Origin of the sequence: Maribacter cobaltidurans (genome assembly GCF_002269385.1) — a bacterium.
Taxonomy (GTDB): Bacteria; Bacteroidota; Bacteroidia; order Flavobacteriales; family Flavobacteriaceae; genus Maribacter; species Maribacter cobaltidurans.
On the sequence record NZ_CP022957.1, the window covers coordinates 3478805 to 3496469 of the forward strand.

Consider the following 17665-nt stretch of genomic DNA (forward strand, 5'->3'; position numbering starts at 1 on the left):
ATATTGGACCATTTAAACTAGTCGATCGGTCTCATATGGTCTCTATTGGTCTTATATGGTTTTTCGATTTAAAATACTGATTATTAGATTGTTGAAATTAAAATTGATATGCTATATTTATCCACGTAGGTGGATAGCAAGTGATGTTTCGCGCCTCGCAAAACGCCTACTTCTGTCGAAGTGAAAAACCTGCCTTGCCCTCACAGGCAGGCGATAAAAATCGAGTTCAAAAATGGCAATCAACAAAGGTGGCAGAAAACGTCTCGGCGACAAGAAAAGGGAGCATGCCATAACGCTCAGGTTCAACGGCACGGAACTGGAAAAAGTGAAGACAATTCTACAATCCTATAACATCGATTTTAGGAAAAGGGGAACGGTCGGCCCATTCTTGAGAAAGCTGATTTTGAACGGAAAGACTACAAAGGAAAAAAGTATTCCCGATGGCATCTCGAACCTCAGTTACCAAATAAATAAGATAGGCAGCAATATCAACCAGCTCGTCAAGGTGGCAAATTATAAGAATATGCGAAGCCCGAATTCGAACTTCATAAGGGAAGTGCAAAAGGCCAGCGAACTCATGCTCGAACTGATAGAAACCATAAACGCCAAAAGCCAAGAATGATAGCTAGGATCCTTTATCGGAAAAACGTACAGGGCGTGCTGAAGTATGTATCGGGCAAAGAAGAAAGCACCGTACTCGGATTTCAAAATACCTATTCCGATGCAAATACCGATATGAAGTTTTTCGGGAGGGTTCTTTATCATCTCGGCAATCGACATGATTCGGAAAAACGGTATGCACATATCTCCCTTAACCTTCCCCGTGGGGAGCACTTGAACGACAGGGACTTTTTCGAACTTTCCAAAATGTATATGGAACACATGGGCTATGGCGAACAGCCTTATGTCGTAATCCGGCATCATGACACCAAGCACGAACATGTGCATATCGTCTCGTCCACCATAAAGGAAGACTGTTTACAGATCAACCTTTCCAACGATATCAGAAGGAGTATTGCCACCCAGAAATACCTCGAAAAAGAGTTCGGACTTTCCCCTTCCCCCGATACCAAACAGACCAAGGAACTCCCGAAATACGAAATGCCAGAATTCCGAAACCATGACATCAACGGGGTCAGGTTCTATATGCAGGACATCGTGAACAACACCCTTCAAAAGTATAAGGTGCGAAGTTTTGAGGAACTTACCGGACACCTCAAAGAACATCACATCGAAGTAAGGACTACCGAGCGAAATGGTAGGGTAGGCGTATCCTACGGAGTTGCGGTAAAGGATGGCTACAAGTCAAGGTTCATCAACGGTTATACCGTCCACCCACAATTGAGCGGCCCGAAACTGCAAAAGGTCTTTGAACAGAACCAAAGCTCGAAACTGTTGCCGATGGTCAAAAAACGGCTGGAAAAACAAATTCAGACCACTTACGGATTATTCAAGACGATAAACCCCGAACATCTGCCCGACATCCTGGAATCCTATCAAAATCTAAATTGTAAAGTGGATTACGATGAGGAAGAAAAAGCCGTTGATTTTACCATTTATGACAAATCGGGATATGTCCTCAGAGCCGAGGAAATAACACCCATTATCGGAATCCGCCAAAACCCTCAACTGTTCAAGGCGGAATACACCCAGATGAACGGGGAAAGCAAGCAACTAAAACTGGAACTTCAAAAGTGCATCAAGGAAGCCTATAAAAACACTTATCAAAACTCGGGGAGGAAGCTACTTTTCTCCGAACACATCGATAGGATGCCTACAAAACCGATAGTCAATGAAATGGTCAAATCCGATCGTTTTCTATTTCTCAAGAAATACCTGCACACCGACAACAAGAGCTTGGGCAAGATGGTAGAAGAACAATTCGGTATTGCAAAGGACAAGCTTTACATTGCTGAATCTGTCAGGGAAGAAAAAGAATTAATAGGGAAGGCCGAACTTATAAAACAGGCCAGCGAAAAACGGTTGTTCGATACGCCAAACCAGCGAAAAATCCTTTTCGAGCTTGTTCGAAGCCTGGGCACCGATTACGGTAGGGGCGTTCTCCGATATTCGAATTCCCGTCGACATCAGGTCAAACTGAACATGGGCCAAATACCGTTGCCCAAGCAAATCGACTTTTACGCTTCCCCTTTCTTCATCAAAGAGAACGAAAAAATATTGGACGGACTTTTGAACGACAAGACCGAAAAAGAAATGCACCCAGGCCCGACGGCGATATTCCTGCCCTTGATGTTCCCGAACCTTTACGCGGCCATGACCCAAAGATACAGGCGACGGTTCGAACGGTTGAGTTTGAAGACCTATCATAAATTTGCCGAACGTAAGCAGGTATCCTTCGAGAAATCCCCGAAGGACTATATTAAGTTTTTCAATGAAAAAGGCTTCCGTTTTGAGAAAAAGGAAGGAAAGCTTCAAATCGGTTCAATATATTCCAAGTATCCGGTAAGCGTTCCGATCACACTGAAAACACAGGCCTATCTGGAATCATCGACCGACCTAAAAAAGACCGTAGTAGAGCAAACAAAAATCTTGGGGAACATTCAAACATCCGGACGCGACAGCTTGAAAAGTCTTTGGGCGGGTCATTTGGTGGAGACAGGGCAATACAGGAAGGCGGCCTATCTCTTCGTATTGGACGGGGTAAGACCAAACCTCCCGGTGCAAATAGTGGAACACCATATGCAGAACGGGTTGAAGGAAGCCCTGGTCGCCGTTTCCCAAAAGCAAGTGAGCCGAAAACAGGCACATCTACTTCGAAAGGGTGTTTACGCCCTTGGTAACATGTTGGGAAGTAGTAGCTTCAAAGAAGAAGAAATGTTCAACGGCTTTAAGGATGAATTGACCGATTACTCAAAATATAAGGGTAGAGGACTATGGCTGTAAATTTGATAAGCGGATTAGTAATGTAATCTGGCACCCTAAAGGGTGCTTTTTTGTGGATAGGGGGAGGAAAGGTATGGTGCGTCGGGCCAAGGTCGGTTTGCGCCCTACGAAGTTTCTTCTTTACGCTTACCTGTCGGGACGCTAAAGAAACTCCGTAGGATCCATGCGCAGGTAAGTCATGGTAAGATTTGGGGTGGGACGGAAAACTAATTTTTAATCGCCTCGAAAACCACGCTGAATTTCAATTAATGGTTTTAGACTTTCCTCAACACTAGTATTGGCCCAATTTGCCATAATCTTCCCAATTTCACTTGTATTGATATCCATCGTATTTTTTTCTAGAAGATTGGTCAGCCTTTCATATAGTTTTTCATTCTTGATCGCTATTTTCTTCATCTCCCGACCCATAACCCGTGCGGCAATAAGATATAATCCAAAATCATTGTCGCCAAATAGATCTGAATGATGCTCGTAAATTTGGTCGGTGTACATTTCAAAAAAATGAGTCAGTATTGTCAGAATGTCCTTTAGGTCATCCCTCCGGATTTCAGGACGGTCTTCCCAAGCGATGAGCTTTAGAATCACGATTCCGGGCAAGGTGCAGAACTTGAATCGATATTCCCCTTCCAATTCTACTTCGGGCAATCCGCTCTCATAAATTTCTTTGAAGCCAGGCATGTTCAAACTGGTAAGCCCTGTACCTTCAAAACTTACCTTGGCATTTTCATCTTCAATGTTTCCGAAGGGAAGTAGGTCAACCTGCATTCTTCCCTGCCACTGCAACACGAAATTATTCTCTTTGGAAGGTTGAAAGTGTTCTATTTCAATTAAGTATCGCTTTAAGCTTTCATAAGTTCCCTTGTCCTCGATGAAGACCGCGAAATCGATGTCCCTTGTAATTCGACTAGGAGGAATCTCATGGATGGCGGTCATCCATACATCACGGGCGACCGCACCAACCAAATAAAAATCGACATGGAATTCATTAAAACCTCGTTCCAAAGCTGCCAACATTTCTAAAAAATCGGGTCTTTGGCGGAGTTGTTTAAAATTTATCCTGTAAGTACTCATTATATATTTTTTCTGCAGTTTCGGTACACCGTCTATCCCCTTTCATTATCAGATCGGCGTAAGCTAGCAAAGGATGTACGGCATTTTTTTCCTCGGTATTGTCCTTCCAGAATTTTTCATAGATCTTTACATTACCCCCTTCATCGGGAACAAGTCTATAGTTCTTCATCAATTCGTTTCTCGGTTCGGTAGTGTATAGCGTCAACTCCTCCGGTCGAAGGTAATTGGTATATATGTCTCCGGCGGGTTCTCCTCCCCAGAACGTTTGCCCCTGTTTTAGTTTAATGTCTTTCCAATTTAAAAAAGTATCGTTATCAACAAATCGATAAGTTCCAATGGCCAGATTTGGTTTCAACTTTTTTTCATAGGCCATAATCCATTTTTCGAGTAACTTTTCATTGTCCTCTAAGATGTAGGTATCCTTATTAAGTGGAATGAGGAAACCATCATTCTTTAAGCCATTGAAGATATTCGTGATATTGCCGATACCTGTATCCGTTTTATCGGCTATTTCACGATAGGTATTATTGATCCACGTTCCGTCCAATAGGAACTCGTAAACAACCTTTAGGCCGGTTTTGGTAAATGCCCTGTTGGTAGTTTTGTGTTTGATTGCGATGGGTTCGTTGGCATCCAGCCAAAGGAATGTTTCTTTTTCGTGGAGGTAAATATTACCGTTCGCCTCTAGATAGGCAATGTTCCTGTTACGAAGCTCTTGTTTTATTTTGGGAAATATGCGCTGTGCAACGACCATAAATGGATGATACTCCTTGGCCAATGCCTCTAATTTTGTGAGATGGATATTTCTTAGCTCTTTTTTAATTTCTATACCGAGCTTGATAGTCCGGTCGTTTAGCGTAAGGGCTATCGTGCCATCTAAGTCTTTATTGGGGGCATTATCAAGCCATTTGGCTTCGATTTCGCCTGTTTTCTGAAGGTTGGTCAATGCATGTTGCACAATTCCTTGATCGTTCATTGTTCACTTTATTTTATTGTTCACGAAAACGTGAACAAATAAATAATATGAACAAATATACTTGATTTTTTCTAAAATAGAAATAACTCGGAAGTTTTTAACCGTCGGATTTAAATTTCCAATCTTTCCTGATATTCGTCCATGATATGGGTCGGAAGGTCTTTAATATAGATTTGAGTGGTCTGTAAGTCACTATGACCTAACATTTTACTTAACGCATTGATTGGCACATCACTTAATATAAGGTTGGTCGCCATGGAATGGCGACTTACATAACTGGTCAAGTTTTCCTCAATATCACAAAGCTTTGCGATTTCCTTTAACCGACGATTGTATTTGATACGGGCATCCCGAATGTCCCTATGTTGGTTTTCAAGTTTTGTTCGTTTGATTACCGGAAAGATAAAATCATAATCTTTTTTATCAATAAGATAAAAATCCAAAATAGGTGAAAGTTGATTTGTAATTTTAATATCATAGGTTTTGCCTGTTTTTTGCCGACGATATTGAATTCGTTCATCGACAATATTGTTTGCTTTGAGAAAGGCCATATCTATAAATGAAATACCGTTCATAAGGTAGGAGCATATAAAGTAATTACGAGCGTGGAATAGGGGAGAGGCAGGTTTTAAATCCAACTCCAAAATCCGTTTTATTTTTTCCTTGGAAATAGCACGTTTGGCCGTAGGTTCTGATTTTATCCTATAACGGGTGAACGGGTATCTATCCCGGGCAACCAACCCATGGGTAATCGCCTTATTATAAATTGCCCGCAATGTTCTTAAATACACGGAAAGCCCATTGATACTATTTCCTTTTTTCAAATGAGCTGTTTCAAAGCGTTTTAGAAACTGATAGGTAATTTCCTCAAATCGAAGGCTTCCTGTTCCGTTAAACGTCTTTAGGACATTATATACCTGCTGATATGCCCGGGCATTCCCAAATTTCTTGGCTTCCTTCATCTCGGCGATCAAGGTCTTCGTAAACTCGAAAAAGGAAATACTGTTCGTTGGTCGGGATAACATATTCTTCAATTCCAATATACTCAGACCTTTCAATCGGCCTTCTTCCTCCAAAACATTGATACAATCCGTAAATTTGGTCTTCTTTTTGGTGAGCATATTGTTCAGTCGGGTAACCGAGCTTACACCTTGATAATTTCTTTTGACCTCCCTTTTCTTTTGGTCCCAATATACGGGAGGTACAGAAATACCAGATGGAATAGCTATAGTTTTGCGGTGATGGCTCAATCGAAATATAATGGGGCAGGTACCATCTTTTCTTTCTCGCCGGGCATCAAGGGAAAGGGTTGTATTTGTTTTCATAACCCAAGATACTAAAAATTTGCACTCAATTTGCACTCAAAATGTGGTTTTATATGGTCGTTTATGATTTTATAAAATATGTAAATAATTGATTTACAACATAAAAATTATTTTTAAAAACCATATTAAATCATAAAAAGGCTGCTTTGGGAGCAGGAGGTCGCAGGTTCGAATCCTGCCACCCCGACAAAATGGGTTTTAAAAGAAATTTTAAAATCTGTAAATAAATGAAAACCAATGAAATACATTTTATTGGTTTTCATTTGATATCAATTAAGACCATATATCAAGGTGTCCTAATAGGTGTCCTATTTTTTCAGGCAGGATTTCGTAACTTGCGGATATTGCCCGATTTGACCTTCACAGTGATTTGACTTTCGTTTAACGGATTGTTCCATTTAAACGAAAATCGTGAAAACCTCAAAAACATTCAATGTCTATTTTTGGCTCAAAAGGTCGTGCCGAAAAAAAAACGGGCAGATACCCATCTATGCCCGTGTCAATGTTGACGGCATCCGTGCCGATATCAGCGTAAAACGTTCAACCACCGAAGAGAATTGGTGCAAGGCATCGGGGAGGTTGAACCCCCGAACTTCTAAGGCGAAGGATACCAACGGATATCTGGACGATGTCTACGCAAAATTATTGGACTGCCATAGACAACTGCACTCGGAAAACGGGCTGATTACCGCCCAGGCCATCAAACTGCGTTATCTGGGCAAGGACAAGAGCTTTGGTACATTGTCGGAACTGGTCAAATACCATACCGACCATGAACTGCAAAAACTCGAACAGGGAACCGCCAAAAACTACTCGGCTACAATAAAGTACCTATTAAGGTTTATAAAGAAAAAGTATAATACCCCCGATATCAACCTTGCGGTCATCGATTATGCCTTTCTTGCCAAATTTGAAACCTACCTCCAAACCTGTCCCCCGTTGAGGAAATCCCAACCATTGAACAACAATGGCATCATGAAACACATGGAACGGTTCCAAAAATTGATGGGCATCGCCACGAAATTTGGATGCGTCCGAACAAACCCTTTCAACTTTTACGAATTTAAGTTTGAACAATACGACAGCGATTATCTGGATTCCCAAGAACTGGAAAAATTGGCCTCTTCCCATATACAGGAGATTGGAATAGGAGTGGTCAGGGACATTTTTATTTTCTCGTGCTATACGGGGCTTGCCTATATAGAAGTAAAGCTGTTGAAGAAAAACGATATCGTTACGGGCATCGACGGGGAGGAATGGATAAATGTGCGGCGTAAAAAGACGAACACTCCTGTAAAAGTTCCACTTCTTGAAGAGGCAAAAAGAGTCCTTGACCGCTATTCGGATTTTCCCAATGCCGATAACGGGCACTCTTTATTGCCCGTTTATTCCAATCAAAAAGTGAACGAATACCTAAAGATAATTGCCAAACGTACACATATCAAAAAACATTTGACCTTTCATGTGGCCAGGCACACCTTCGCCACAACGGTAACGCTTTTAAACAATGTCCCCGTCGAAACGGTCTCTAAATTATTGGGGCATACCAAACTGTCCACTACGCAAAAGTATGCCAGGGTTATTGAAAGGAAAATCAGTAACGATATGACCAAATTAAAGGCAAAACTAAAGGAATCAAAAAGGAGTCCGAACTATAGGGAAACGGCACACGACCATTTGAGGATTGTTTGAAGTAAACTTGACCAAAGAGTGAACTGAAAAATTGGAGGTCACAATTTGTGATGTCCAATGAATCAAATAGAATGGGCTTACGGTATGCTCCTTTTGCATTTACCGAACAAGGGGTTGCCATGCTCTCAAGTGTACTGAAGAGTAAAAAGGCTATACAGGCAAACATTTCCATTGTCCGGGCTTTTGTCATGTATAGGAAACATCTTGCGGACTATGGTAATTTAAAGGAACAAGTAGCCAAACTTGAAAAAGAAATGAACGTTAAATTCAAGGACATCCACCAAGCGTTGAACTATCTTTACAAAAGGATAAGGTACAGATTGACCAACAGAACAGGAAGCGGATTGGGTTTAAGTAACATCTTTGAATGATTTATTTGTAGAGTTCAAAAAAATCTTTTCGATTTATTTTGAAAAAATCGAGCATAAGGGCTAAAGAGCCTTTTAATTCGATATCAAGGTCATTTGGTTTTGTTAAACTTTTTTCAAATGCTTTTTTTTCAAATGATATTGCCCATTTAAATATTCCTTTGATAGTTTCAACTTTAGAGTAATATTCTTTTAAAATATCCATTTCGGTTGTGTCTAAAGATTTTTTAATCTGGCTTACAGACATTTTGGAACTGGCAATTTTTACTGCCATTTCAATAGTCCTGTCAACTCCTTCTTGCCCCAAATTTCCATATTTAAAGCCATCGCTTAATATTGATTTTCTTTGGTCAGGTTCCAAAAAAGCAATATCCTTTAATATATAGTCAAGAATTAAAAAGCTATGGGAAAGTATAATGTAAGTAGCTCTTAATGCTATTTCCTTTTTTTGTGCATCAAAACACTTTTTTATGAAATAATAAAGAATTATTAAGGTTGAGTTATAACCGCTAAAATCTAGTTCACTTAGTAATCGAGATTTAGATTTTTCATAAAGGGTTTTCCAAGTTTGATTTTTAAACTCTTTATAACTTTTTATAGAATTAAAAAGTGCTAATAATTCTTCTTCGGAAATTCGTTCTATATTATTATAAGACAGTTTTTGAAGAAAACTACCGTCTAAAATAGTTGTATCGTGCCTGTGTCCGTATTTTCTAACAACTTCTTTTCTGTCGGTTGTTGCAACCACACAACTGTCGAATCCGAGCAATTGCTGTAAACCTTTTGCCCATAAAATTCGTTCAAATGCTTTAGGAGATTTTTTGTTTTTAATATCAACATTTGTTCGTTCCCTACTCAAACTTGACACTCGGCCATACAAAAACAAGTCAATATCTGTTATTTCATTTCCTTCAAATACATATTTTATTCCACGTGCTACATAATAACCATTATTTAGAAAATACAAACGTAATTTCTCTTCCATTAACTCGCCTTTAAAAAGTTCTGTTTGTTTTTCCATATTAATTTCTCATTGTTCTTAATAATTCACCAACGTTTAGACTAGGTGATGTTGATTTTTTCCTGCGGACTTTCCATCTATTCTCTTCAGGTCCAGTATAATTTGAAACACTAGTACTGCTAATTCCTGATTCCAATGTAGATTTTTCCGCAAGGTCTCCTTTCTCAATTACATCAAGAGCTATTTGTGCAATATCATATTTCAATAATCTCATATAAAACCTACTTCCGTGACCATGTTCCAATTGAATTACTCTATTCATTTCTAATACTTGATAATCTTGCCCAATTGCTGTACATGGACCAACTCTTTCACCTCTTAATAGTTTTCTTAAAGTGTTTGTAAGCATTGAATAATCCTGAATCTTTCCTCGATTTGAAGTACTAACTTTTAAGCCATAAATCAACGAAGAAATAAAAGCTTTAGCCAAATCCAATGCATCATCCTCAAATGGGTTTCCAAATTTTGCAAAAGAAGAAGGTTTCGTTAAAAATATTTTAGAATGCTGATTATTGCTAACCTCATTAAAATCATACATAGCGATAGATTGTAATTTTGACATTAGAGTCTGTCCAAGTATTGTAAGAGCAGTTTCTATGGTTACACATCCATCTTTAGAAATTAAAATATCTAGATCTGAAACTTTTTTTGCATCATCGGAACTTAAAGAACTTAATACTTTCGCTGTTTTTTCGACGGAATCTCTTTTGAAAAGATTTCCATTAAAATAAGTTTTTGCACCATCAAATTGTTCAAAATCTATTATTCCAATATCTTCGGATTGTTGAAATAGTTTTGTATTAGTTTTACTGTCAAGCTTATAATTATCTCCGATATATTCTTTTAATAATTTCTCTTTTATGGGTTTGTCAGAACTATAGTTGGTTAGTTCTAAAGATGCTTTTTGGAAATTATTTGAAGATTCATTAAAAATTTCGGATGTGTGAGTTAAAACCCCAGAAGTTGTAATACCTAAGATTGAAATATCACCACTTTGAGAGATGTCAATTAAATGAGCATCTTTGAGAGTTTGTTTTATTATAGGTAACTCTAATTTTTTATTAATGTTTAAAGAATCAGAAATTGCATTTACTTTATCCTTATTGAGTGTGCTTTCCTGTTCAGAAGCGGCTAAACTAGATAAAAGCAAACCGCATTTTCCGGCAAGTTCTATATCTTCAAAATCAGAGGTTCTCGTAACTTCTTGAAGTTTTTTTGTATGGTGAATTATCCAGGCTCCTTCTGTTCTATTTTCCATTAATTTGTTTTGTCATATTGTTATATTTATAACAAATATACTTTTTTAATCACAAAAAAAGGGGTGAAAAATATCTCTTAAATTTTGGTCTCCAAAATCATCTTCCTGCTCCCGTTCAGTTCCTTCAGCTCCAGCATCAGTTTTTCGTTATCGCCCAGGACAAACTTTGGGAGCACAAATACAAATCGTTGCGATTGTCCATTGGCAAGAGACTTGGGCATTTTATGTTTATAGATTACCTCTTGCTGTAACCGTTGGTAGGAGGCCTTACGTTTGCTGTTCCCGTTGGCACGGTACATATTGAGATAATCGATTTCAAAATCGATTCCGGATTTGTTCTTGACCTCTATGACCAGATACACTTCGGAAGCATCGTAGGCCATTTTCTGTAACTTTAACCGGATTCCTTTTTTGCGTTCTGTGGCAATGGTTTCAGAACTGGATCTGAGCAAATATTCGCTTGCCCTTCCAAAATAAGCCGTTCTGTCCTTATTGGAAGCTGTTATACTGTTTCCAGTTTTGGGTATTTCCATTATAGGACTTTCATTGCCGATGCTTTCATCCTCATCGATGAAATAGTTGAGTTTAGGAAGTTTTTCGGAATACTTCAAAATATAGGAATACACCTTGCCGTCACTGGTGACGGTCAATAGGTTGCTTTCGGTCCCCTGTTTAGCCTGTAACAATCCAAAATACTGTTCCTTCTCACGGTTGTAGGTAAATACAAAATGGGAAGCTCCTGTAATACCCTGTCGAATAGGTTTGGGAAAGAACAAAGCAACGTTCTTTTGGTCATTGGCATAAATGGTATCGAGTGATCTCTGTGCCTGTATCGAGATTGTAAAAGTCAATAACAGTAAAGTGATAAAAGTTTTCATAAGATTGATATTTAATAATTGCCCATCATGGGCTTTCCTTGAAATTTGGTCTTGGATATTTTTAAAATGAGCCTGTAGTTATCGGTAATCGTTACTTTGACATTGCGGTGGTTCCGCTGGAAAATCTTCTTGAACCCGCTGACCTGTGGTACACCGGCAATGTTGATATCGTCAACCATATCGCCAACGATTTCATTGGTGACCTCGGCCCTAAAGCTGTTTTCTACATAAATCCCCTCGCTACCGTCTTGATAGTCATGAGCCTTTAATTTTACGGGTTGATGATTGATGTTTTCAATATCGATAATTGTCCTATTGGGCTTAAAGCTGACAAATCCATAAATGGGCGTATTCTTGGGAATCCATTTTCCGTAAATAGTCGCATCTTTAAGGAGTCGCATCTGTAGGCGATAATTGGTCTTGACGGTCTGCGTGCCATCCACACGGACATAGATGAAACCGTCCGTGCTTTTTGCATTCAAATCATCATTCTCAATGGGATGGGAAGCAAAAAAGAGCTGGTGCTCCAAAGCACGTTCCTTGACTACGACCTCGGTTTCCTGTTCATAAATGACATCGATAGTGTCCTTTTTCTCCTCAATAGTCGGTTTCGATGGCCTGTATCTCGGATTGATGTTTTCATAGGATTGTTCCAAATACTTAATCTGCCCTTGTTGGTAGATACTGTCCACCAATTGCATTTTTCTCTTGTCCAACAAATCCGGGTCATATATCCCCGTGGAATCCAATAGCCGTTCATCATAGATGCTTGGTGCGTTGGTCTGCCTGACCTCCTTTAAATCGTTCAGGGCATCCAATTTGGAATCGTACTGTTTTTGGTCGTCCTCCAGTTCCGGTACGGGAACCTGGTTATTTTCCAAGGTCGGTTCTTCATCCTCTCCCAATACCAGCATGGCATAGCTACCTATAAAAAGCAGGATGCATACCAATACAATGGAAAAGATGATTTTGTTTTTTTCTACCTTCATTTTGTACAGGTTTTATTGTTCATCATTGATTTTTCGTAATGTTTTTTCAAAAAAGGCGGTAATCAGCAATCCGTGGGTATTGTTCGGAAAGTTCCTGTCCACCTTGATAAGGTTGCCTGTTGTGATAAGCTCGTAGGTATCGGTTATGGAACCCCGATTGATTTCAAATGTGGTCCTGGTCTCAAATCTGTAAGGCTCGTTTTGGATATCCACTTTGGATTCGATACTCAACACTTTTTGAACGAGCGAATACTGTAACAAACGGTTATAGACCCCATCGGCCTTTTTCTGGCGGTACAGGGCATCCACCGAGCTATTGCCCAACCACAGCGCCTTTTCCAGATTTCTTTCGTAATTGCTCGCATCGATATTGTAGAAATAGGTATGGAACAGCTCCAGATGGGCCAATGCCTCCACGTTCAGATTTTCCCGTTGGGAGACCAATTTCAAGGGAATCACGCTACCGTCCGAATTGACCACAAAGGCATTATTAACTGTTTCCTTATGTAATTTGATGACCATCAGTACGGAAACAATACAGGTCAGTACGGCCCCTATAACGACCGTCAATATAATAAAGCGGTTGAGCTTTAGAATGTCGTATATGTTTTTATAAGGTGTTTTCATTTTAAGTATGGATGAATAATAACCTAATGTCTTAGGCACTAAAAAGTTTAAAGGTGAAGGAGATGGCCCTGCGGTACAGTTTGAACTTCAGGAATACGATAAACCCGATGGAACCCAATTGCAGCAACGGGGCAAAAAAGCTGCTCCCCCAATCCGTTCCGAACAGGTTGCTCCAAAAATTCGTATTGATTTCGGTGTAGAGGTTGTTCACGAATACATTCACCAAGAAAAAGGCCGGCACCAACATATAGACCCCGGCATACAGCTTGAAGAAATTGTACGCCAAAGATCTGAACTTTTCAAAGACAGCCAAACTGATGACCAACGGGAAAAAAGCCTGCATGATGCCCAATAGGAAAAACCGCTCCGCCAGAAACAAGGGATAGATGAACAAATCCAACAACCAAAGGAACACCCCGATGATAAACGCCAGCATCTTCATCCCGTACAATGGTGTCACCAATGCTTCATATAATATAGCCATTGCTTTTTTGGCGGCTTCCAAGGCACCCACATCCTGTTCGATGTCAATATCCTGCATCTGCAACGGGAGGAGTGCCGGAGCCGTGTCCCGGTATCGGGTCTCGATGGCCACCAAAATGGCATCGAAAACGCCCAATACCTGTGTTGAGAAAATGACCAGAATGACCACGGCGAAGTTCTTGGCCAGTTCCGCAGGGGTTAACCCCCAGGTATAGCCCTCGTTGTTCGCTACGCCCTCGTTGTATTTTTTCAGGATATTGACCAAGAAGAACAGTACCGCAAGGGCCTTCATGCCCCCAATGGTATATTGCGAGAAGTCACTATTTTTTATGGTTTGAAAAATAGTGTCCACATATTCCAGTCCTATGCCCAAAAAAATACCCGACATCAATAATTCGTTTCCCGGTTATTGATTTTGTGTTGCATTTCCCGAAAGGCGATAATCTCCCGATACCGTCTGGTCTTCGCCTCGATTTCCGCTACCATTTCCTTGGATTCCAGTTCCTTTTCCTTGAGGACCGCCGCACGTTCGGCATCCGTCATTTTCATACTGTCACTGGACAGGATTTGGTCGATGTATTCCATAGCCGCTATGGAATTTTCCAAAATGGCATCAAAGGAATCCGATATACGGGTAACTTCATCGGGCTTGATAAACGGGGAATTCAATATTTCCCTTAAATCGCCCTGCACCACTTGGTACAGGCGTTGGTTGTTCTCGGCAAGTTCCTTGACCGCCTTTAACTGTTTGATGACATTGTTGACCTTATCGATGTTCTCTTTTTGCTGTTTTAGAAACTTGACGGTCTGCATCAGGTTGCTGGTCTGTTTAGCGGATTCGACCAACGATTTCATAAAGGAAATAAAGTTCGTGTTGTCATACACGGGCATCCCCTGGGCCGTGGCACGGCCGGGCAATAAAAAGGCCAAGGTTAGTGCCAATACTAAAATTTTGATTTTGTTTCTCATTTTTCTGTGTTTTAAAGTGATTATTATTGTGATTCTTGCAAGAAGCGACCAATGGCCGTTTCCATATCGTTTGTTTCGTTATAGATGGCCATTATGGCCTCGTTTTCCTGTCCGTCGGTGAGGTAAGCGGCAAAGACTTCCGGCGGTACTTCCAATCGGAAAATGTTGCTTTCCTTTCCTATCTTGATGAACATCTCGGTGTACTTTCTATCCCCGGTCAGGTTGTTCCGGATGGATTTCAATTGGTTCAGGTCATGACTGGAGAGGTTAAGCCTCTTTTGTAGTTCAGAATACCCTTTTTCGTTCCTTAGACTGTATATGACCTGGGTATTTTCAAGGATGCTTGCCGATGTGGAATTATTGGGCAATTGGTTGATGGACTGGAGAATGATCCCAATGGCCCCGTTCTGTTTACGGATGGCCTGATAGTAGAACTCCACGCTTTCCAGTACGTTGCCGAACTTCAGTTGTTTGGCAAACTCATCGAAGAGAATAATGCCTTTTTCGGCCTTGTTCCTCCAAATGGTGCGTTGGATAGCGGACTTGATGAGCTTGAGCATTACGGATAGGATTTCCTTGTTGTCCTTCACTTCGTCCAGTTCAAAGACAATCAGCCGTTTGTCCTCGATTTTATAGGTCTGGTCTTCGTTGACGTTGAACAGGAAACTGTACAGTCCATCATCGACATACTCCGAAAGGATGTGCAGAAAATCATAGATATTGAAATGCTGTTCCTGGATGTGCAGCTCTTCCAAAAGGCTGTCCTTCTTCACATCGACGAATCGGTATAGGTTTTCTAAAGAATGGGTACTGTTCCTATTCTGTAAATAGTAGTGTCGCAATACTTTTTTGACCGCAACTTCTTCAGCTTTGGTCGTTGCTTTTCCGGAGGCCAAAAGTTCCAAAATGAAAATGGCTAAATCCTCTAATCGCTCTGGTGTCAAATCCTTGTCATCGGAGATATAAAAGGGGTTGATGCCCAGATTTTTCCCTTGCTCGTACCGCAGAATGATGTGTTTATCAGGATAAAGCTTGGCAAACTTGGCATAAGAACCACCTAAATCTATAATGACCAGTCTCACATTTTGCTCGAAATATTGACGTAAGATGTTATTGGCCAAAAAGGATTTGCCCTCGCCCGTAGGGGCGAAAACGGCAAAGTTCCTGGCTTTGATGCGTTTCTTTTTTTCGTCCCATACATCTTTCAGTACGGGTATGTTATGTTGCCTGTCGTTAAAGATGATACCCGTGGCATCGGATTGGTAATTGGTATTGTTGATATACAAGCAAAGGGCGTGTTTTAAATCGGTGACGTATAAATCCTCGTTGGAAAAGTTGGAGGCATGGCAGCAATAGGAGTTCAGAAAATAGTTTTTCCGTTCCTCTCCCTTTGGGTAGTAAGGCACGACGTCCAATTCCTTGAACTCGGTCTTGATTTTGGAAGCGATTCTTTCTAACTGTGCTTCCTCCTTATCCCAAAAAACAATGTTCAAATGTCCTCGAATAATCCGCGAACTGTCATCCTCGTTGATTTTGGCAACGATGTCCTCGATTTTCTTTAGGACAACCTTATTTTGCGTACCGAAATTGGAACTCTTCTTCAGTTCCTCGATTTTTTTATCGAGCAGCTTTCGCCATTTGTGCTTGTCGTCCAGATAGATGATTTGGTTGACGATATGGTTTTCATTAAGGTTCAGTCCCAATCCATCGATATACCCTTGGTGGAACACAAAATCGTCCGAAGTAAATTTTTCATTGGTCTTGCTGCTCTGTACCACATCGCCAAAACACAGTTCGTTATTGATGGCCAGCACATCAAAATGGTTTTCGCCGATTTCAATGTTAGATTTCCCACCACGGCGGGCAGGCTTCAATTGAATATCGGTATCGAAGCCGTCGTTGAACCCGTTAAAATAAGTATCGGTCAATTCAAAGATTTCTTTTTCCTTTAATGGAAAAAGGGACACCCTCCGGCTATTGTTGACAAAGGAAACGGCATCGTTCACCGAAGCGATGAACTCCTGTACGGTATGGCCCATCTGTTTATGGATACCCTTTTCGATCTTACGGAACGGATTGGTAAACTTGGCAGCGTTCAATGTCTTGTTGTGAGGAAGGACAAAGAACAGATAGCAACTATGTTGCAGGTAATCCCGCCCTTTAAAATAATCGTGGATCGCTTTTTGGAGAAAGGTATCATTGGGCAACTCGTTCGCCGTATAGTGGCTTTTGCGGTAAACGTCCTGTTTGTGGATTACCGTAGCCACGGGCAATGATTTGAACGCCTGGAACCACGAACCGTGAATGTCCTCAAAGTCTTTTTCCGACAGGGAGTAGATTTCAGGATTGTCCACTTGGTAGCCCAAGACCACATTGCCATTGTTGGCAAAGATTATATGGCCCTGGATGTCCAAAATGGGATGGTATGCCGATAGATTTATTTTATTCATATAGGTTTTCAAATTAATGCCCATTATGGGCCTTCATAGTACAGGTTGGTTTGCTTCTTGTTGCTAATGGTCTGTGGGAATACCTTTTTGATTTGCATCAAGGCAGGGTTTTTGGTAAGGTGGGCCAGCACTGTATATAATGTCCCGTTCCATAGGAATACGGAAACGATGACCGCAAAACTGAACGAAAAGATGATGAACAGTAAAGAGCTGATAACGGATGTCATCATCAAGGCGAACAGGGATATGGGCAACCCCATAATTACAGCCCGCTTACGAATGTTTTTATAGACCTCGAACCGTTTCATTAGACCACTATACCAATTAAATAGGTGAAGATGCCCACTACGGCTCCCGCAATGAGTACAAAGACCAGTACCCGCGTGATTCCTTTTTTCAAATCGGCATTTTCACCAAAGAAATGTCCTGCATTGAACAGGAACCCAATCAAGAATATGACCCCGAGGATAATCGGGAAAATGGCACGGATGGTATCGGAAACATCGTTGACGGAATCTTCGATGCCCCCGATCTGGGCAAAAGTCGTACTTGAAATGAGCAGTGAAAGAATGGTTACATACAATGATTTTTTCATAATGGAATCGATTTAAAATTTGCTTGATTTTGATATTCGAAAAATACTGTATATTGCAA

17 protein-coding genes are annotated in these 17665 nt (G+C 40.6%); 4 read left to right on the plus strand and 13 right to left on the minus strand.

Annotation, left to right across the window (positions count from 1 at the left end):
- Positions 1–232 precede the first annotated feature (232 nt).
- Together CJ263_RS15480 and CJ263_RS15485 are read left to right on the plus strand one after the other, a co-directional pair.
- Positions 233–622: a hypothetical protein gene (locus CJ263_RS15480; RefSeq protein WP_094998103.1), complete on the plus strand. Its 390-nt coding sequence runs from the start codon at positions 233–235 to the stop codon at positions 620–622.
- The gene (locus tag CJ263_RS15485; protein WP_094998104.1) at positions 619–2904 is read left to right on the plus strand and encodes a relaxase/mobilization nuclease domain-containing protein; all 2286 of its coding nucleotides are present in this window, start codon (positions 619–621) and stop codon (positions 2902–2904) included. The genes CJ263_RS15480 and CJ263_RS15485 overlap by 4 nt, the downstream gene beginning before the upstream one ends.
- A 213-nt stretch (positions 2905–3117) precedes the next feature.
- Here the strand turns inward: CJ263_RS15485 and CJ263_RS15490 are convergent, their stop codons facing one another.
- From CJ263_RS15490 to CJ263_RS15500, 3 genes are all read right to left on the minus strand, one after another.
- Positions 3118–3975 (minus strand): hypothetical protein, encoded by an 858-nt coding sequence (locus CJ263_RS15490; protein WP_094998105.1) that lies wholly within the window; start codon positions 3973–3975, stop codon positions 3118–3120.
- Positions 3950–4951: a type IV toxin-antitoxin system AbiEi family antitoxin gene (locus CJ263_RS15495; protein ID WP_094998106.1), complete on the minus strand. Its 1002-nt coding sequence runs from the start codon at positions 4949–4951 to the stop codon at positions 3950–3952. The genes CJ263_RS15490 and CJ263_RS15495 overlap by 26 nt, the downstream gene beginning before the upstream one ends.
- 110 nt (positions 4952–5061) lie before the next feature.
- The gene (locus tag CJ263_RS15500; RefSeq protein WP_094998107.1) at positions 5062–6276 is read right to left on the minus strand and encodes a site-specific integrase; all 1215 of its coding nucleotides are present in this window, start codon (positions 6274–6276) and stop codon (positions 5062–5064) included.
- Between the two features lie 411 nt (positions 6277–6687).
- Between CJ263_RS15500 and CJ263_RS15505 the strand changes: the two genes are divergently transcribed.
- Together CJ263_RS15505 and CJ263_RS15510 are read left to right on the plus strand one after the other, a co-directional pair.
- Complete coding sequence (locus tag CJ263_RS15505) at positions 6688–7968, plus strand: site-specific integrase (RefSeq protein ID WP_094998108.1); 1281 nt, start codon at positions 6688–6690, stop codon at positions 7966–7968.
- A gap of 50 nt (positions 7969–8018) precedes the next feature.
- A complete protein-coding gene (locus CJ263_RS15510) occupies positions 8019–8339 on the plus strand; it encodes an ORF6N domain-containing protein (RefSeq protein WP_094998109.1) in 321 nt (106 codons plus the stop codon).
- A gap of 1 nt (position 8340) precedes the next feature.
- Here the strand turns inward: CJ263_RS15510 and CJ263_RS15515 are convergent, their stop codons facing one another.
- From CJ263_RS15515 to CJ263_RS15560, 10 genes are all read right to left on the minus strand, one after another.
- On the minus strand, positions 8341–9357 hold the full coding sequence (locus CJ263_RS15515) for a hypothetical protein (RefSeq protein WP_094998110.1): 1017 nt from the start codon (positions 9355–9357) through the stop codon (positions 8341–8343).
- A gap of 1 nt (position 9358) precedes the next feature.
- On the minus strand, positions 9359–10615 hold the full coding sequence (locus CJ263_RS15520) for a hypothetical protein (protein WP_094998111.1): 1257 nt from the start codon (positions 10613–10615) through the stop codon (positions 9359–9361).
- 77 nt (positions 10616–10692) lie between these two features.
- The gene (locus tag CJ263_RS15525; protein ID WP_094998112.1) at positions 10693–11493 is read right to left on the minus strand and encodes a DUF4138 domain-containing protein; all 801 of its coding nucleotides are present in this window, start codon (positions 11491–11493) and stop codon (positions 10693–10695) included.
- 11 nt (positions 11494–11504) lie between these two features.
- Positions 11505–12482, minus strand: a complete 978-nt coding sequence (gene traM, locus CJ263_RS15530) for a conjugative transposon protein TraM (RefSeq protein ID WP_094998113.1) — start codon at positions 12480–12482, stop codon at positions 11505–11507.
- Positions 12483–12494: 12 nt separating this feature from the next.
- Complete coding sequence (locus CJ263_RS15535) at positions 12495–13109, minus strand: conjugal transfer protein TraK (RefSeq protein ID WP_094998114.1); 615 nt, start codon at positions 13107–13109, stop codon at positions 12495–12497.
- A gap of 31 nt (positions 13110–13140) precedes the next feature.
- Positions 13141–13980 (minus strand): hypothetical protein, encoded by an 840-nt coding sequence (locus tag CJ263_RS15540; RefSeq protein WP_094998115.1) that lies wholly within the window; start codon positions 13978–13980, stop codon positions 13141–13143.
- Positions 13980–14561: a conjugal transfer protein gene (locus CJ263_RS15545; protein ID WP_094998116.1), complete on the minus strand. Its 582-nt coding sequence runs from the start codon at positions 14559–14561 to the stop codon at positions 13980–13982. Before CJ263_RS15545 ends, CJ263_RS15540 begins: the two co-directional genes overlap by 1 nt.
- Before the next feature lie 23 nt (positions 14562–14584).
- The gene (locus CJ263_RS15550; RefSeq protein WP_094999271.1) at positions 14585–17011 is read right to left on the minus strand and encodes a TraG family conjugative transposon ATPase; all 2427 of its coding nucleotides are present in this window, start codon (positions 17009–17011) and stop codon (positions 14585–14587) included.
- Between the two features lie 23 nt (positions 17012–17034).
- Positions 17035–17319, minus strand: coding sequence for a hypothetical protein (locus CJ263_RS15555; RefSeq protein ID WP_094998117.1), 285 nt, complete (start codon positions 17317–17319; stop codon positions 17035–17037).
- Complete coding sequence (locus CJ263_RS15560; RefSeq protein ID WP_094998118.1) at positions 17319–17606, minus strand: hypothetical protein; 288 nt, start codon at positions 17604–17606, stop codon at positions 17319–17321. Before CJ263_RS15560 ends, CJ263_RS15555 begins: the two co-directional genes overlap by 1 nt.
- Positions 17607–17665: the final 59 nt, after the last annotated feature.

Bases quoted from the DNA above. Each gene is read 5' to 3' on its own strand.
- CJ263_RS15480 (WP_094998103.1), top strand. From the start codon at position 233: ATGGCAATCAACAAAGGTGGCAGAAAACGTCTCGGCGACAAGAAAAGG.
- CJ263_RS15540 (WP_094998115.1), bottom strand. From the start codon at position 13,980: ATGTCGGGTATTTTTTTGGGCATAGGACTGGAATATGTGGACACTATT.
- CJ263_RS15560 (WP_094998118.1), bottom strand. From the start codon at position 17,606: ATGAAAAAATCATTGTATGTAACCATTCTTTCACTGCTCATTTCAAGT.
- CJ263_RS15550 (WP_094999271.1), bottom strand. From the start codon at position 17,011: ATGAATAAAATAAATCTATCGGCATACCATCCCATTTTGGACATCCAG.
- CJ263_RS15500 (WP_094998107.1), bottom strand. From the start codon at position 6,276: ATGAAAACAAATACAACCCTTTCCCTTGATGCCCGGCGAGAAAGAAAA.
- traM (WP_094998113.1), bottom strand. From the start codon at position 12,482: ATGAAGGTAGAAAAAAACAAAATCATCTTTTCCATTGTATTGGTATGC.
- CJ263_RS15495 (WP_094998106.1), bottom strand. From the start codon at position 4,951: ATGAACGATCAAGGAATTGTGCAACATGCATTGACCAACCTTCAGAAA.
- CJ263_RS15535 (WP_094998114.1), bottom strand. From the start codon at position 13,109: ATGAAAACACCTTATAAAAACATATACGACATTCTAAAGCTCAACCGC.
- CJ263_RS15545 (WP_094998116.1), bottom strand. From the start codon at position 14,561: ATGAGAAACAAAATCAAAATTTTAGTATTGGCACTAACCTTGGCCTTT.
- CJ263_RS15520 (WP_094998111.1), bottom strand. From the start codon at position 10,615: ATGGAAAATAGAACAGAAGGAGCCTGGATAATTCACCATACAAAAAAA.
- CJ263_RS15490 (WP_094998105.1), bottom strand. From the start codon at position 3,975: ATGAGTACTTACAGGATAAATTTTAAACAACTCCGCCAAAGACCCGAT.
- CJ263_RS15510 (WP_094998109.1), top strand. From the start codon at position 8,019: ATGTCCAATGAATCAAATAGAATGGGCTTACGGTATGCTCCTTTTGCA.
- CJ263_RS15485 (WP_094998104.1), top strand. From the start codon at position 619: ATGATAGCTAGGATCCTTTATCGGAAAAACGTACAGGGCGTGCTGAAG.
- CJ263_RS15515 (WP_094998110.1), bottom strand. From the start codon at position 9,357: ATGGAAAAACAAACAGAACTTTTTAAAGGCGAGTTAATGGAAGAGAAA.
- CJ263_RS15555 (WP_094998117.1), bottom strand. From the start codon at position 17,319: ATGAAACGGTTCGAGGTCTATAAAAACATTCGTAAGCGGGCTGTAATT.
- CJ263_RS15525 (WP_094998112.1), bottom strand. From the start codon at position 11,493: ATGAAAACTTTTATCACTTTACTGTTATTGACTTTTACAATCTCGATA.